Below are 14829 nucleotides of genomic sequence, written 5' to 3'. Positions count from 1 at the left end.
GCTCTGTGACCTACGCGGCCCGCGGGCGTCGCTCCCACGGCCGGTTGTCAGGTGATGTCCCGCCGCTTCACGATCAGGGTGCCCAGAGCGCCGGTGACCAGCGCATACGCGACCAATACCGCGGCGCCGGTCGCACGCCCGGGCCCGTCCGGAAGGTCCTGCCCGGAGATCATCAAATCCGAGGCCACCGTCGGTACCAGGAAGTCCAGCTTCTCGAAGCCCGGGACGTAGTCACCGAGCAGGAAGAAGAGGGTGGTGACCACGGTGGTGCCGAGCACGTAGAGGGTGGAGAGGATCAGCGTCGCGCCGAGCTGACTGCGGATCAGCACGCCGCAGCCGACGCCGAGGATCGCCCAGAGCGCGAAGGCCACGGCGTTGAGCGCGATGCCCTTCCACACCTCAGTGTCACCGAGCTTCAGGGGCATGTTCAGGTCGGCCATCACGATCGGGGTGGCCACCAGGTTCAGGCCGGTGACGATCGCCCAGACGACCAGGCCGATCACGATCGCCGCCGCGAACTTCGCCGCGATCACCCGCTCCCGGCGCGGTGTGACGAGGAAGGTCGTCGTCGCGGTGAGGTGATGGAACTCGTTGGTCACCATGATCGCGCCGAGCAGCAGCACCACCATGATCCCGAAGAACTGGCCGGAGGTGGCGAGCTCGCCGGTCACCTGGACCTCGTTGCCGGGCGGCTCGCTCGTCGCGTTGGCCCAGTTGAACAGCAGGCTCGCCACCCACAGCGGCAGGAGCAGGAGCCCGAAACCCCACCAGAGCGAGGTCGTCGTGACCTTCAGCAGCTCAGCGCGTACGAGGTTCATCGGATCGCCGCCTTTCCGGCCGTCAGGTCGAGGAACACCTGCTCCAGGTCCACCCGCTCGCCGGCGAGCTCGTGCAACTCGACGCCGGCCAGGAACGCGGCGTTGCCGATCCGCGCCGGTTCCGCGCCGACCACGAGCAGCGATCCGTCGGCCTCGGCACGTACCGACAGGTTCAGCCCGGCGATCGCGGCGGCGAACCGGTCCGGCTCCGGCGTGCGGACCCGGACCTGGGCGGACTGGCCGCCGGCCAGCACGTCGGTGACCGGACCCTGCTGGACCAGGCGGCCGGCCGCCAGGATCACCACGTCGTCGGCGAGGTGCTGCATCTCGGCCAGCAGGTGGCTGGAGACGAGGATCGTCCGGCCCTCGGCGGCGAGTCCCTTGAGGAGGTCACGCATCCACCGGATGCCCTCCGGGTCGAGTCCGTTGGCCGGCTCGTCCAGGATCAGCACCCCGGGGTCACCGACCATCGCGGAGGCGATGCCGAGTCGCTGGCGCATGCCCAGCGAGTAGCCCTTGAACTTGCGCTTGGCGGCGGGCTCGAGCCCGACCATCTGGAGCACCTCGTCGGCACGGCTCTCCGGCAGCCCGGCTGCCCGGCAGATCACCCGGAGGTGGTCGCGCCCGGTCCGGCCCCGGTGCGCGCTGGAGGCCTCCAGGATCGCGCCGACGTGCCGGATCGGGTCGGCCAGGTCCACGTAGCGCCGGCCGCCGATGGTGGCCTCACCCGCGGTCGGTGTCACCAGGCCGAGCAGCATCCGCAGCGTGGTGGTCTTGCCGGCGCCGTTCGGGCCGAGGAATCCGGTCACCCGCCCGGCGCGCACGGTGAACGAGAGATCGTCGACGGCGCGAAGATTCTTGTACACCTTGGTGAGGTGCTCGACGACGATCATCGTCGCGTTTTCCCTTCCCCGGCGGCTGGAAGCGATCAACCTACTTGATCACGGCAATCCAGGTGGCCCGCGCCGTGGCGAGCCGGTCGCCGCCGGGTCCGTACACGGTGGATTCCACGATTGCCTTGCGCCCGGCGATCTCGACCGCCGCACCGGTCACCACGCAGTCGGTTCCGGGAGCGGGCAGGGCGCCGACCGAGGCGGTGATCCGGCCCAGGACGTACGCCTGCCCGGCGGCGATCGCCGCCCAGCCACCGGGACAGTCCAGGGCGGCCCACATCGACGGCACGGAGACCTCGTCCGGCACGGTCCACGGCGCCGCGGTGCCTCCGTCCGGCAGCACTCCGGGGAAGATGCCGAGACCGTCCTTGCCGGGCCGCTCCGGGCCGCAGACGAAGCAGGTCGGGAACGGGTGCGTGGTGAAGCCCGGATAGCTCCGGGATGCCTCCACGGCCGTCTCGTAGGAGACCGAGGGGACTCCCGCGCCCGCACCCGCGCCGGTCGCCTCGCCGACCTCCGCGACCAGGGTGTCGCCGGCCAGCACCGATCCGTCGCGCAGCTCCAGCGCCGTCTCCAGCGGGGGCGGCGTCCGCAGCGTGACCTGGTACGGCGGCCCACCCGCCCGGGCGCCGGCGGCCACCGCGAAGACGCCCGCGCACCAGCCGCCGTTGCCGGTGCCGGGAGGTCCGTTGAAGCGTTCCGGGATCAGCATTCCCCGACCTTCGCACACGTAGTTCACTCACCGGCCACACATCGCCACCTGACATGACACGCCATCGGCAGACGTCGCCCTTACACAGATCTCATGGCAGTTCTGATGACCGCCGCCGCACCCACCGGGACCAGCGGCTACAGCCTTCTGCTCGCGGACGACGCGAGCCACGTCGAGGCCGCGCAGCGCCTGCGGCACGACGTCTTCGCCGGCGAGCTCGGCGCCAGTCTCCCCGGTGCGGTGGACGGGCGTGACGCCGACGAGTTCGATACCTACTGCGACCACCTGATCGTCCGCGACGACGCGACCGGCGACGTCGTGGGCACCTACCGGATGCTGCCGCCGCGCGCCGCCGACCTGGCCGGCCGCCGCTATGCCGACACCGAGTTCGACCTGAGCGCACTCCGCCCGCTGCGTGACCATCTGGTCGAGATCGGCCGCTCCTGCGTGCACCCGGACCATCGCTCCGGTGCCGTGGTCAACCTGATGTGGGCCGGCATCGCCCGCTACATGCACCTCAACAACCTGCGCTGGCTCGGCGGCTGCGCCTCGGTGCCGCTCGCCGACGGCGGGCACGTCGCCGCCGGGGTACGCGCCCGCCTGAACACCAAGCACCTCTCCCCGCCTGCCCTGCGGGTGCGGCCGCGGCGCCCGTGGGTGCCCGCCGACGACCTGGTCGCCGACCCCAGGGTCGCGGTGCCGCCGCTGCTGCGTGGCTACCTGCGGCTGGGCAGCTGGGTCTGCGGTGAGCCGGCGTACGACGCGGACTTCGACTGCGCCGACTTCTACGTGCTCTTCTCGATGGACCGGCTGGACCCGCGGTACCGCCGGCACTTCCTGGGCGCGACCCGATGATGTGGCAGCCGGCCTCCGGCTGCGGTGATCGCTGTCGTGGCGCGAGCCATGCCACGGCGGCTCCCGGAAAGGCACTTCTGCGGGTCGTGGCGCTGTGGACCGTACTGCTGGGTGGTCTTCTGCCGGCGTCCCTGCTGGGTGGCACCGCGTTCCGGAGCCTGTCCCGGGCGATTCTCGCGGCCCTGGGTGTCCGCCTGGTCTGGCGCGGTCCCGCGCCGCGGCCCGGCAGCCTGCTGGTCGCCAACCACGTCTCCTGGCTGGACATCGTCGCTCTCACGTCGGTGCTGCCGATGCGGCTGGTGGCCAAGAGCGAGGTGCGGACCTGGCCGGGCATCGGTGCCACGGCGGGCCGCGCCGGGTCGATCTTCATCGATCGCAGCCGGCCGCGAAGCCTGCCGGAGACCGTGGGCGAGGTCGCGGCGGCGCTGCGGGCGGGGCGTTCGGTCACGGTCTTTCCTGAGGGTACGACGTTCTGCGGGACCGAGTACGGACAGTTCCGCCCGGCCCTGTTCCAGGCGGCCGTCGACGCCGGTGCGCCGGTGGTGCCGATCTCGATCGGGTACGACTCGACCGAGGCCGCCTTCATCGGTGACGACACCCTCTGGGGCTCTGTCCTGCGGGTGGCCCGGATCCGTAGGCTGACCGTCACGGTGGTGACCGCTCCGGCGCTGCGGCCGGCGCCGGGTGCCGACCGCCGGGCACTGGCCCGGGCGGCGCAGGTCAGCCTCGGCGGTGGCGGGTATCACCTGGCTGCGTGAAGCTCACAGAAAATTTTCAGCAAGTGTGCAGCCTCGGCGCAGCGGAGCGGACCACAATAGCGCCATGGCCGCCCAGACCCAGACCAAGCAGAGCGAGGCGAAGCTCCTCGTCGTCGAGGACGACGCGAACATCTTGGAGCTGCTTTCCGCCAGCCTCCGCTTCGCCGGGTTCGACGTCACCACAGCCACCAGCGGCAGTGCGGCCGTCAGCGCGGCCCGCAGTTCGACCCCCGACCTCGTCGTTCTCGACGTGATGCTGCCCGACCTCGACGGCTTCGAGGTCATCCGCCTGATGCGCGAGGGCGGGCAGCGCACCCCGGTGGTCTTCCTGACCGCCCGGGACGGCACCGACGACAAGATCCGCGGCCTCACCCTGGGCGGCGACGACTACGTGACCAAGCCGTTCAGCCTCGAGGAGCTCACCGCCCGGATCCGGGCGGTGCTGCGCCGCACCAACGCGGGTGACGAGCAACCGTCCCGCCTGGTCTTCGCCGACCTCGAGCTGGACGAGGAGACCCACGAGGTCTATCGGGCGGGCAACCGGGTGCAGCTCTCGCCGACCGAGTTCAAGCTCCTGCGCTATCTGATGCTCAACGCCAACCGGGTGCTCTCCAAGGCACAGATCCTCGACCACGTGTGGAAATACGACTTCCGCGGTGACGACAACATCGTCGAGTCGTACATCTCCTACCTGCGCCGGAAGGTGGACAACGTGCAGCCCCGGCTGATCCACACCCTCCGCGGCGTGGGTTACGTGCTGCGCAAGCCCGCCGTGTAGGCCGGTCATGAGCCTCACCGAGCGGGTTCGAGGATCGCTCCCGCGACAGCCCAGCCTGCGCAAGATCTCGCTGCGGACCAAGCTGGTCGCGTCGGTGCTGGCGCTGGTCTTCGCGGCGCTCGCCATGATCAGTGCGACAAGCACCTACGCGCTGAACCAATTCATGCTGGACCGGATGGACAGCCAGCTGAAGTCCTACGCCAAGAACATGGCGAAGGTGTTCAACTTCGGCGCTCCCATCCACGTCTTCCTGCCGCCGGACTACTACGTGACACAGACCTCGGTGACCGGGGTCGGCGACCGGTGGTATGACGCCGACCGGCTCAAGCCCGAGGAGCTCCCGCCGCTGTTCACCGGCGTCGCCGAGATCGAGGCGCACGTCGGCGATCCGTATACGGTCCGCTCCGCCGACGGCCACTACGTGTGGCGGATGGTGGTCGTCCGGCTGGAGAACGGCGAGGTGATGCACGCCGCCCAGATGATGACCGGTGTGGACGCTGTCATCGCCCGCCTGATCTGGGTGGACTTCCTGGTCGGTGCGGGCGTCCTGGTGGCCCTGGCCACGGTCGGCGCCGCCCTGGTGCGGCAGAGCCTTGTCCCGCTGATGCAGATCGAGCGCACCGCTGCCCGCATCGCGGCCGGTGATCTCACCCAGCGCGTGCCCGACCCGGAGGAGGACGGCGGCGAGCCGTCGACCGAGCTGGGCCGGCTCTCCATCGCCCTGAACTCGATGCTCTCCCAGATCGAGTCGGCCTTCATCGCGCGCGCCCAGTCCGAGCAGGCGGCGCGGGCGGCGGAACACGTGGCCCGGGAGGCGGCCGACGCGGCGCAGAGCTCCGAGTCGAGGGCGCTGAAATCCGAGGAGAAGATGCGGCAGTTCGTCGCGGACGCCTCGCACGAGCTGCGCACCCCGCTGACCACCATCCGGGGGTTCGCCGAGCTGTACCGCCAGGGTGCCGTCTCCGACCCGGAGGCGGTGGCCCGGCTGGTCCGGCGGATCGAGGACGAGGCCGCCCGGATGGGCCTGCTCGTCGAGGACCTGCTGCTGCTGGCCCGGCTCGACCGGGAGCGGCCGCTGACCCTGGCGCCGGTGGAGCTGCCGGTGCTCGCCATGGACGCGGTGCAGGCCGCGCAGGCCACGGCACCGGACCGGGAGATCACTCTGAAGGTGGAGGACGGGCCGGAGAAGCTGGTGGCGAACGGGGACGACGCCCGGCTGCGCCAGGTGATCGGCAACCTGATGACGAACGCGGTGGTGCACACCCCGCCGGGAGCGTCGGTCAGCCTCCGGCTTTATGCGGAGGGCGGCGACCGGGCCGTCGTGGAGGTCTCGGACACCGGGCCGGGACTGAGTCCCGACCAGGCGGACCGGGTCTTCGAGCGGTTCTACCGGGCGGACGGCGCGCGCACCCGCAACACGGACCGGGAGGCCACCGGCACCGGGCTGGGTCTCGCCATCGTGGCCGCTATCGTGCGAGCACACGAGGGCTCGGTCGAGGTGGTTTCCGAGCCGGGACAGGGAGCGATCTTCCGCGTCTCTCTGCCGACCATTGGTCCGGAAAAAGGCTTCACAGAGAACGTCCAGCAGTAACACAGTTCGGTACGAGAACAACGGGGCAGAGTTACCACCATGAACGAGAACGAGACCAACCCGCGGCCCGCGGACGCCGCCGCTGACAACGCCAGCGCGGAGCGGGTGGAGTCTGAGCAGCCGACGCTTGCGCAGCCGCCGGTTGCCCCGCAGTCAGATGCTCCCCAGTCCGCGGCACCGCATTCCCCCGCTGCCGGCTCCCCGGCCGATCCCGCTTCCGGCGCACCGGCACCGGTGCCGCAGCCTCCGCACAGCCCCTGGTCCCAGCAGGCCTGGCAGCAGCCGGCCCCGCCCGCTGCCGGGCATCCGGGCGCCGGTCAGCCCGCCGGCTATCCGGCATCCGGCCAGCCCGCCGCCGGATACCCCGTCTCGGGCCAACCCGCGGCCGGATACCCCGTCTCGGGCCAGCCCGCGCCCGGTCAGCCCGGCTCGCCGGACTACCCGACCACCGCGGTGCCCTACGGGCACGACCACCAGGGCTACCAGCCTCCGCAGGGTTATGCGCCCGCGCAGGGCTATGCGCAGCCCGGCTACCAGCAGCCGCACACCGCCTACCAGCACGACCCCTACGCCGCCTGGGCCGCCGCTCAGGGCCAGCCGGGCGCCGAGGGTGCTCCGGCATGGGCCCGCCCGGTCGGTGTCGACCAGCGCCCGAGCGGCCGGGGCCGCAAGGTCTTCGTTGCCGGAGCGGCGGCCCTGGTGATCGCGCTCGGTGCGGGCGGCGTCGGTGCCGCCACCGCCCTGGCACTGGACGACGGCGGGTCCGGGCAGAGCGTCCAGACCGGCAACTCGTCCGTCACCCGTGTGGTGGACCGCTCGTCGCTGGCCCAGATCGCCGCCGCCGTGACGGACAGCGTCGTCTCGATCACCACGGGCACCGGGGAGGGCTCCGGCGTGGTGCTGACAGCGGACGGCTACATCGTCACCAACAACCACGTGGTCTCCACCGCGCAGGGGCAGTCCGTCAACATCATCTTCGCGGACGGCACCAAGGCCGCCGCTTCGGTGGTGGGTACCGACCCGCGGACCGACCTGGCCGTGGTCAAGGCCAACGGCGTCTCCAACCTGAAGGCCGCCACCTTCGGTGACAGCGCGCAGACCCAGGTCGGTGACACCGTGCTGGCCCTGGGCAGCCCGCTCGGGCTGGAGGGCTCGGTGACCGCCGGCATCATCAGCGCCAAGGACCGGTCGATCCAGTCCAGCGGCGAGGAGGACCAGAACCAGCCGAACCCGTTCGGCGGCGGCCAGCAACAGCAGCAGGGCACGACCACGATGTCCGGCCTGCTGCAGACCGACGCACCGATCAACCCGGGCAACTCCGGCGGCGCGCTGGTCAACACGAACGGCGAGGTGATCGGCATCAACTCGGCGATCGCCACCTCCGGGTCGAACTCCGGCAACATCGGCCTCGGCTTCGCGATCCCGAGCAACAAGGCCAAGCAGGTCGCCGAGTCGCTGATGCAGGGCAAGAAGGTCAGCCACCCGGCGCTCGGCGTCAGCGTCGCCGACGCGGAGAACGGCGGTGCCCTGATCAGCAGCGTGACCGCGAACAGCGCGGCCGCCAAGGCCGAGCTCCAGCAGGGTGACGTGGTGACCCAGGTCGACGGCAAGACCGTCGAGGACTCCGACGACCTGGTGGCCGCGGTTCAGGCCGGCGCTGTCGGTCAGAAGATGACCCTCAACTTCACCCGTAACGGCAGCGAGAAGACGGTCACCGTCACGCTGCAGGAGGCCCAGTAACGGGGCACGCAGGCGAAATTCTTCTCCGCTACGGCGGGTGACGCGACCAGGGGTGGGCGCGTCACCCGCCGTATTCCTATCTATGCCGTGATTCAGGACCTTCGCGACCAACAGGCAGGTTTTGCCTCGGAGGACTCGCGTTTGCCCAGGCAACCGCCTAATCTCCATTCGCTGTCGGCGAGTGTCCGGCGTGTTGTCTGAGATCCGCTCGGCGGAGTGAGAGGCCCCCTGAGTTGACGTACGTCGAGACCCGGACAAACGTCTGGGAAGCCCTGGCCGGCCGGGCTCCCGGGGTGCCCTCCGGACCCGCTGACGCCGGGCTCTGGCACACCGTGGCCGAGCGGCTCAACCCGGCCAGTGCCCGTCCCGTCCTGCGTCCCGGCATCGAGGTCCGCCACCGGACCGCGGTCCGCGGCGGGCGCTATGTGATGCTCCGCTCGCCCGACGAGGGCGGCCGCAGCTCCTACCTGCGGCTCACCCCGGAGGAATACCAGCTCTCGCTGATGATGGACGGCGTCAACACGGTGGCCCGGCTGGTCGCCGAGTTCGCCCGCATCGCCGGCCGCCTCGCGCCCGACCAGGTCCGCCGCGTCGTCGCCGACCTGGCCGCCAACCGGATGCTGGAGGAGCTGCCGACCGACGCCTTCCGGCCGTTGCGGGAGATGGTCCGCGAGCCGCTGCCCCGGCGGGTCAGCGAGACGCTGCGCGCCGCCGCCCGCGGCCGTCAGGTGCTCTCCTTCTCCGTCGACGGCCTCATCACCGGGCTCTACCGGTCGGTCGGCAGGTTCCTCTTCACCCGGCCCGCGGTCTGGGCCGGTTCGCTGTTCTCGCTCGCCGGTCTCGTGCTCTTCCTGTTCACCTGGCAGCGGGGGAGCAGCTCACTCTTCCTGGCCGGCGACTCGTACCTGCTGGGTGCGATCGCTCTTGTACTGCTGAACGTGCTCGCTCTGGCCGCCCACGAGCTGGGTCACGCGCTCGCGGCGAAACGAGTCGGCCGTGAGGTGCCGGCCGCCGGTCTGCTGCTGTACTTCGGCATCCCCTCGGTCTTCGTCGACACCAGCGACGTCTGGATGGCGGGCCGGCGTGCCCGGATCGCGGTCACCGCGGCCGGACCGGCCACCGCCCTCGGCCTGGCCGGCCTGGTGCAGGTGATCGGGCTGGCCGTGCCGGCGACCGGCGGGATCGCCTTCAAGCTGGCCTTCCTCTTCTATCTGCACGCGTTCTTCAATCTCAGCCCGCTGCTGCCGCTGGACGGGCAATACCTGCTGATGGACTGGCTGGAGATCCCCGACGTGCGGGCCCGTGCCCTGGCCTGGATCTCCGGGCGGCTGCGCCGGCGCGGGCCGGGCTGGAAGTCGCTGGACCGGGAGGGCCGGCTCGTCGCCCTCTACGGCCTGCTCGCGGTCCTCTGGCTGGTCGCCGCGCTGGGGCTCGGTTACCGCCTCTGGACCGACCGGATCCGGGGACTCGCCGTCGGCCTGTGGTTCTCCGGCTTCTTCGGCCGCCTCCTGCTGATCGTGATCGTTCTCGGTATCGCCGCACCGCCGCTCTACTTCCTGCTCGGCCGCCTCGGCAAGGCCTGGCGCCGGTGGCGTCAGCGGGCCGCCGAACGCGACAGGGAGGCCGACCTGCCGCGCCGCCTGGCCGCGCTGCACGCCTCCGAGCTCGGCGGACTGCCCGAGCCGGCCCTGGAAGGACTGGCCACCCGCGCCCGCTGGATGCACCCGCCGACCGGCCGCCAGCTGGTGCTGGCCGGCGAGCACCAGCCCGCCGTCTACGTCGTGGTCGAGGGCGCCATGCACGGCCGCCGCCCCGGCGACCCGGGCGGCACCATCCGGCACCACGTCGGACCGGGCGGTGTTGTCGGCCTCGCCAACGCGCTCACCGGGCGCAGTGCCCAGCTGGACTGGCACACCGCCGGGACCACGCTGCTGGCCCTGCCCGCCTCGACAGTGGCCACCGTGGTCGGCCCGATGCCCGGCCCGCCGCCGCAGGAGCGGGCCGAGGCCGAGGAGCTCTTCGCCGACACCCCGGCGCTCGCCGCGCTGGAGGAGGACCAGCGTCTCGCGCTGATCGCCGCGTCCCACGCGGTCGACCTCGACCCGGGCGACCCGGTGGTGCTGCAGGGCCCGACCCACGCGATCGTTGTCGAGTCCGGCGTCATCGCCATGCCGGACGGCGTGGAGCTACGCCGCGGCACCCTGGTCGGCCCGGTCGGCGACGGCACCCCCGGCATGGTGGCGCAGGCCCGCACCCCGGTCCGGCTCTGGATCATCCCGGACGCCTCGGACCTGCCCCCGCTCGTCGGCGGCTACGGTTCGGGCGCCCAGATGCCGTCGGTCCGGCCCAGCGCGCCGGTCGCTGTGCGGCCGGGTGCCGCACACCCGCCCCTGGCGGTGCCGCCGGGCCCGCCGGAAACCTCCGACGAGTACGACGTGGACAGCCACTTCGAGCGCCGGATGTGGGTGTTCGCCAGCCTGCTCCTGGTCTTCGCCCTGGTCAGCGTCGGCCTCAACCTGCGACCCGGCCCGGCGTGGGCCGAGATGCCCGCCGAGCGCGTGATGCTCACCGTGGGCAGCGGGCGGGCCACGACGAGCGGCGCGGGCGATGCCGAGACGCTGCAGGCCGGCGACGAGCGGTACCTCAGCGCCGGTGCCCGGGTCGAGGTGCCCGGTTCCGGGCGGGCGCAGCTGACCTTCCCGGGCGGGGCGAGCGTGGTGCTGTGCGCCGGCTCGCGTACCGAGGTGAACGAGGTCGCTGTCGCATCGGGCCGCGAGCCGGCACCGTCCGGGCGGCTGACGCTGGAGAACGGGCGGCTGCTGGCCGACACGACCAGCTCGAGCGGTGCGTTCGCGGCTCTCGGCCTGACGGTTCTGCGGACACAGGGCAACGTCACGAACGCCGGTGCTGCCTGGTTCTCCGCCGACCTGACCACGGTGACCGTCTCGTCGGGTGAGGTCGCCGTGGGTGGAACCGCCGCCACGACCGACGGCGCGGAGCTGACCTGCGGTGACGGCGTGAAGGTCACACCGCCGTCGGCGGATCCGAGTGCGGACCCGGGCGAGACCACGGAGGAGTCGTACCCGGCGGAGCCGCCCACCACGGCACCCTCGAGCGCACCCACCACCACGCCGGCCACGACACCCGCCACCACGCCGGCGACCGACGACCCCGATCCCACGACCGCGCCCACCACGACCCGGCCGGCGACCACCGAACCCACGATCACCGTCCCGACGATCCGGCCCACCCGGACGACGACCAAGCCGACGACGGCGCCGACCACCACCGCGCCCACGGAGGAGCCGGAACCGACCACGACGGCGCCGACAGACCCGCCCGAAGGCACCAACGAGCCGACGGCGTCGACCGCCAGCGCGAACAGGCCCGCCACGGCCACGCGCTGAGGCGTGTTCCTCAAGGGGGCCATCTTGGGGACAGCACTTCGCCGGCGGTCGCCGCCTCCGTAGAGAGGGAGGTCGCGATGCTGTGCTGGTTCTGCGCCGAGGGGGCACGTGGCACGTGCCGGTTCTGCGGCCGGGGTGTGTGTGCAGAGCACGCGCGCTTCGGGCCGTTCCTGCTGGAGGTCAGCCGGTCGGTCGAGCGGAACCGGAGCGAGGCGCTGGTCGTCGAGGACGCGGTGCAGTGCGGGACGTGCCGCCCGCGACCACAGCCGGTGGCCATGCCCGAGCTCGACTAGCGCCTGTTTCGGAATGGATGGCCGGGCTGCGGAGAGGCCCAGCCGCCGTCTGGCCGCACGGCGCGAACACCCAGATACAACCCCGGTATCTGGGCGCCCGCGCCGCACACCCAGATACAACCCCGGTATCTGGGCGCCCGCGCCGCACACCCAGACGACACCTGGACCTCGCCTCGCTCCGACCCCCATTCCGAAACAGGCGCTAGATGTCGGCCTCGACTAGATGTTGGCGTAGGGCGTGGTCGCGGCGGTCAAGGTGCCGCGCAGCACCGACTTGGGGCGGGCGCCGACTAGGGACGTGGTGACCACACCGCCGGTGAAGACCAGCAGGGTCGGCATGGAGATCACCCGGTACCGGCGGGTGGTCTCCGGGTTCGCGTCGACGTCCAGTGTCGTGATCAGCACCTGATCCCGGAACTCGTCGGCGAGCTCGGCGAGGACCCGTGCCATCGGGCGGCACGGCGGGCACCACTCGGCCCAGAAATCGACGAGGACCGGCGTACGGGAGGCGAGCACCACCTCCGCGAAGGTGGCGTCGGTGACGGTGATCAGGGATTCAGCAGGCATCGGGTCTCCCGGTGTTCGATCGCTTGGCTCAGCTGCTCCTGCAACCGCTGCCGCACGTCGGTGAGCCGGCTGAGGTAGTCGTCCACCTCGGCCATCCGCCGGCGCAGCACCGCAACCGAGTCGGGGCACACGTGACCCGCGCTGTTGCCGGCTCGCAGGCAGGCGACGAACGGCTTGATGTCGTCGACGCCGAACCCGTCGGCGAGCAGTGCCCGGATCTCGTGGACCACGCGCAGTTCGGCGTCGTCGTACTGGCGGTATCCGTTGGCGTCGCGGCGCGGGCGGATCAGCCCGTGCTCCTCGTAGTAGCGCAGCGTGCGGGGGCTGGTGCCGGCCCGCTCGGCCAGCTCTCCGATAAGCATGAGCCGACGGTATGCCTTGACACCGGCGTCAAAGCAAGACCCGCGTTCCCGCAAGGTTGACTCCTGGCAAGACCAGCCCGCGGCCTCGTGGCACCGGGTTGTGCGCAAGATCGTGGGAGGATGGGTTCATGGTCGACGGTCCGGTCGCGTTCGTGCTGGGTGGCGGCGGTGTCCTGGGTGCCGTCGAGGTCGGGATGCTGCGGGCCCTCTTCCGGGCCGGGTTCCGGCCGGATGTGGTGGTCGGCACGTCGATCGGCGCGGTGAACGGCGCCCTGGTCGCCTCCGACCCCTCCGAGGCGGTCACCGACCGGCTGGTCCGGCTCTGGACGTCACCCGAGGCGGCAACGGTCTACGGCGACTCGATCGGCCGTCAGATGCGCCGGTTCGCCGCGCGTACCCATCTGCACTCGCCGCGGCCGTTGCGCCGCCTGCTGGAGAGCGAGCTGGGCGAGGGTGTTTCGTTCGCCGACCTGAAGATCCCGTTCCGGTGCTGTGCGGCGAGCATCGAGCGAGCAGCCGAGCACTGGTTCGACAGCGGGTCGCTCATCGACGCGGTGCTCGCCTCGTCGGCGGTGCCGGGTCTGCTGCCACCGATGGAGATCAGCGGTGAGCACTATGTGGACGGCGGCATCGTGAACTCGATCCCGATCGGCGAGGCGGTCCGGGTCGGGGCAAAGATGATCTTCGTGCTCCAGGTCGGCCGGGTGGAGCGCCCGCTCACCGTTCCACGGCGCCCGTGGGAGGTGGCCCAGGTGGCGTTCGAGATCGCCCGGCGGCACCGGTTCGCCCGGGAGCTTGCCTCGCTGCCCGACGATGTACGGGTGCATGTGCTTCCGGCCGGTGGCGGCGAGGGACGGGACGACTCGCCGTGGGCCTACCGTGACATGGCAGCCGTCGGCCGCCGGATCAGCCGCGCCTACACCGCGTCCCGCCGCTACCTCGCGGCCAATGTGAACCCGCTGCCGGAGCCGGGCGGCCGCTGATGAGCCTGCCGCCGATCTGGGTACGCCGCCTGGTGATCGCACCCACCGTCGTGGTGCTCGCGTTCGTGCTGCTCACCACCCTGCCGATCTGGCTCCTGCTCGCGCTCGCCGTCTCACCGCTGGTGCCGGGCCGGCTGCGGGTGCCCCGGGTGGTGTTCCTGCTCATCGCCTACCTGATCTGGGACGCGGTGGCGCTGGTCCTGCTCGCCGGTCTCTGGGTCGCCGCCGGCTTCGGCCGGTGGATCCGGAGCCCCGGCTTCCAGCGGGCGCACTACGTGCTCACCGGGCGGTTCCTCAGCGTGCTGTTCTGGTTCGCCCGCTGGTCCCTGCACCTGGAGATCGACGTGGTCGGCACCGACCCGGACACGGCCCAGCCGGGCCGCCCGGAGATCGTGGTCAGCCGGCACGCCGGTCCCGGTGACTCGTTCACGCTCATCCACGCCCTGGTCAACTGGTTCGCCAGGGAGCCGCGGATCGTACTGAAGGCCGCCCTGCAGTGGGATCCGGCCGTCGACGTGCTGCTCAACCGCCTGCCCAACCGGTTCATCTCGCCGGGCCGCACCAGGACGGCCACGCTGGAGGACCAGATCGGTGAGCTGGCCACCGGGCTGGACCACAACGACGCCTTCGTGATCTTCCCGGAGGGCGGCAACTTCACGCCCCGGCGCCGGACCAGCGCCATCGCCCGGTTGCGGGCCCGCGGCCTGCACGACATGGCTACCCGGGCCGAGGGCCTGCGCAACCTGCTGCCGCCGAAGCCCGGCGGCCTGCTCGCCGCGATCGAGGCGTCACCGGACGCCGGCGTCATCTTCGTGGCGCACACCGGCCTGGACCGCATGATGACCGTCTCCGACGTCTGGCGTGAGCTGCCGATGGACAAGCGGCTGGTCATGCGGTTCTGGAGCGTGCCCCCGGAGGAGGTGCCGGCCGGGGAGCAGGAGCGCATCGACTGGCTCTACGACTGGTGGGCCCGCATCGACGCCTGGATCGACGAGCAGAGCCCCGAGCCGCGACCACTGTGGACGCCCCGGTCGAAGCCACCCACTACCCCATAGCCAGCTGGCTCCCAGTG

At 71.6% G+C, this 14829-nt stretch carries 14 protein-coding genes; 9 read left to right on the top strand and 5 right to left on the bottom strand.

Annotation, left to right across the window (positions count from 1 at the left end; genetic code table 11):
• Window positions 1-47 precede the first annotated feature (47 nt).
• From ACFQV6_RS03675 to ACFQV6_RS03665, 3 genes are read right to left on the bottom strand one after another with little or no spacing between them, the layout of a single operon-like run.
• A complete protein-coding gene (locus ACFQV6_RS03675; RefSeq protein ID WP_378025875.1) occupies window positions 48-818 on the bottom strand; it encodes an ABC transporter permease in 771 nt (256 codons plus the stop codon).
• Window positions 815-1711 (bottom strand): ABC transporter ATP-binding protein, encoded by an 897-nt coding sequence (locus ACFQV6_RS03670; RefSeq protein ID WP_378025874.1) that lies wholly within the window; start codon window positions 1709-1711, stop codon window positions 815-817. The genes ACFQV6_RS03675 and ACFQV6_RS03670 overlap by 4 nt, the downstream gene beginning before the upstream one ends.
• A gap of 40 nt (window positions 1712-1751) precedes the next feature.
• Window positions 1752-2423 carry a hypothetical protein gene (locus ACFQV6_RS03665; protein ID WP_378025873.1) on the bottom strand — a complete coding sequence of 224 codons (672 nt, stop codon included), beginning with the start codon at window positions 2421-2423 and terminating at the stop codon, window positions 1752-1754.
• 93 nt (window positions 2424-2516) lie between these two features.
• Between ACFQV6_RS03665 and ACFQV6_RS03660 the strand changes: the two genes are divergently transcribed.
• From ACFQV6_RS03660 to ACFQV6_RS03630, 7 genes are all read left to right on the top strand, one after another.
• Complete coding sequence (locus ACFQV6_RS03660; RefSeq protein WP_378025872.1) at window positions 2517-3278, top strand: GNAT family N-acetyltransferase; 762 nt, start codon at window positions 2517-2519, stop codon at window positions 3276-3278.
• Window positions 3279-3364: 86 nt separating this feature from the next.
• On the top strand, window positions 3365-4036 hold the full coding sequence (locus tag ACFQV6_RS03655) for a lysophospholipid acyltransferase family protein (RefSeq protein WP_378025871.1): 672 nt from the start codon (window positions 3365-3367) through the stop codon (window positions 4034-4036).
• A gap of 64 nt (window positions 4037-4100) precedes the next feature.
• The gene (locus ACFQV6_RS03650) at window positions 4101-4814 is read left to right on the top strand and encodes a response regulator transcription factor (RefSeq protein ID WP_378025870.1); all 714 of its coding nucleotides are present in this window, start codon (window positions 4101-4103) and stop codon (window positions 4812-4814) included.
• Window positions 4815-4821: 7 nt separating this feature from the next.
• Window positions 4822-6405, top strand: coding sequence for an ATP-binding protein (locus ACFQV6_RS03645; protein ID WP_378025869.1), 1584 nt, complete (start codon window positions 4822-4824; stop codon window positions 6403-6405).
• A 39-nt stretch (window positions 6406-6444) separates the two neighbouring features.
• A complete protein-coding gene (locus ACFQV6_RS03640) occupies window positions 6445-8145 on the top strand; it encodes a trypsin-like peptidase domain-containing protein (protein WP_378025868.1) in 1701 nt (566 codons plus the stop codon).
• Window positions 8146-8378: 233 nt separating this feature from the next.
• Entirely contained in the window at window positions 8379-11552 is a 3174-nt protein-coding gene (locus ACFQV6_RS03635) for a cyclic nucleotide-binding protein (protein ID WP_378025867.1), read from the top strand.
• A gap of 137 nt (window positions 11553-11689) precedes the next feature.
• The gene (locus ACFQV6_RS03630) at window positions 11690-11845 is read left to right on the top strand and encodes a hypothetical protein (protein ID WP_378025866.1); all 156 of its coding nucleotides are present in this window, start codon (window positions 11690-11692) and stop codon (window positions 11843-11845) included.
• A gap of 219 nt (window positions 11846-12064) precedes the next feature.
• On the opposite strand, the gene trxA is transcribed toward ACFQV6_RS03630, so the two are convergent.
• Window positions 12065-12412: a thioredoxin gene (gene trxA / locus ACFQV6_RS03625; protein WP_378025865.1), complete on the bottom strand. Its 348-nt coding sequence runs from the start codon at window positions 12410-12412 to the stop codon at window positions 12065-12067.
• Entirely contained in the window at window positions 12394-12774 is a 381-nt protein-coding gene (locus ACFQV6_RS03620) for a MerR family transcriptional regulator (protein ID WP_378025864.1), read from the bottom strand. The genes trxA and ACFQV6_RS03620 overlap by 19 nt, the downstream gene beginning before the upstream one ends.
• A gap of 128 nt (window positions 12775-12902) precedes the next feature.
• On the opposite strand from ACFQV6_RS03620, the gene ACFQV6_RS03615 reads away from it, so the two are divergent.
• The gene (locus tag ACFQV6_RS03615; RefSeq protein WP_378025863.1) at window positions 12903-13757 is read left to right on the top strand and encodes a patatin-like phospholipase family protein; all 855 of its coding nucleotides are present in this window, start codon (window positions 12903-12905) and stop codon (window positions 13755-13757) included.
• Complete coding sequence (locus ACFQV6_RS03610; protein ID WP_378025862.1) at window positions 13757-14812, top strand: 1-acyl-sn-glycerol-3-phosphate acyltransferase; 1056 nt, start codon at window positions 13757-13759, stop codon at window positions 14810-14812. Before ACFQV6_RS03615 ends, ACFQV6_RS03610 begins: the two co-directional genes overlap by 1 nt.
• The last annotated feature ends 17 nt before the right edge of the window (window positions 14813-14829 follow it).

This window comes from Actinoplanes sp. GCM10030250 (assembly GCF_042666575.1).
Lineage (GTDB): Bacteria > Actinomycetota > Actinomycetes > Mycobacteriales > Micromonosporaceae > Actinoplanes.
This window is presented reverse-complemented; position numbering and strand designations above follow the sequence as displayed.

Excerpts from the sequence above, each read along its gene's own strand:
- ACFQV6_RS03660 (WP_378025872.1), top strand. The coding sequence starts at position 2,517 with ATGGCAGTTCTGATGACCGCCGCCGCACCCACCGGGACCAGCGGCTAC.
- ACFQV6_RS03670 (WP_378025874.1), bottom strand. The coding sequence starts at position 1,711 with ATGATCGTCGTCGAGCACCTCACCAAGGTGTACAAGAATCTTCGCGCC.
- ACFQV6_RS03615 (WP_378025863.1), top strand. The coding sequence starts at position 12,903 with ATGGTCGACGGTCCGGTCGCGTTCGTGCTGGGTGGCGGCGGTGTCCTG.
- ACFQV6_RS03645 (WP_378025869.1), top strand. The coding sequence starts at position 4,822 with ATGAGCCTCACCGAGCGGGTTCGAGGATCGCTCCCGCGACAGCCCAGC.
- ACFQV6_RS03650 (WP_378025870.1), top strand. The coding sequence starts at position 4,101 with ATGGCCGCCCAGACCCAGACCAAGCAGAGCGAGGCGAAGCTCCTCGTC.
- trxA (WP_378025865.1), bottom strand. The coding sequence starts at position 12,412 with ATGCCTGCTGAATCCCTGATCACCGTCACCGACGCCACCTTCGCGGAG.
- ACFQV6_RS03620 (WP_378025864.1), bottom strand. The coding sequence starts at position 12,774 with ATGCTTATCGGAGAGCTGGCCGAGCGGGCCGGCACCAGCCCCCGCACG.
- ACFQV6_RS03610 (WP_378025862.1), top strand. The coding sequence starts at position 13,757 with ATGAGCCTGCCGCCGATCTGGGTACGCCGCCTGGTGATCGCACCCACC.
- ACFQV6_RS03675 (WP_378025875.1), bottom strand. The coding sequence starts at position 818 with ATGAACCTCGTACGCGCTGAGCTGCTGAAGGTCACGACGACCTCGCTC.
- ACFQV6_RS03640 (WP_378025868.1), top strand. The coding sequence starts at position 6,445 with ATGAACGAGAACGAGACCAACCCGCGGCCCGCGGACGCCGCCGCTGAC.
- ACFQV6_RS03665 (WP_378025873.1), bottom strand. The coding sequence starts at position 2,423 with ATGCTGATCCCGGAACGCTTCAACGGACCTCCCGGCACCGGCAACGGC.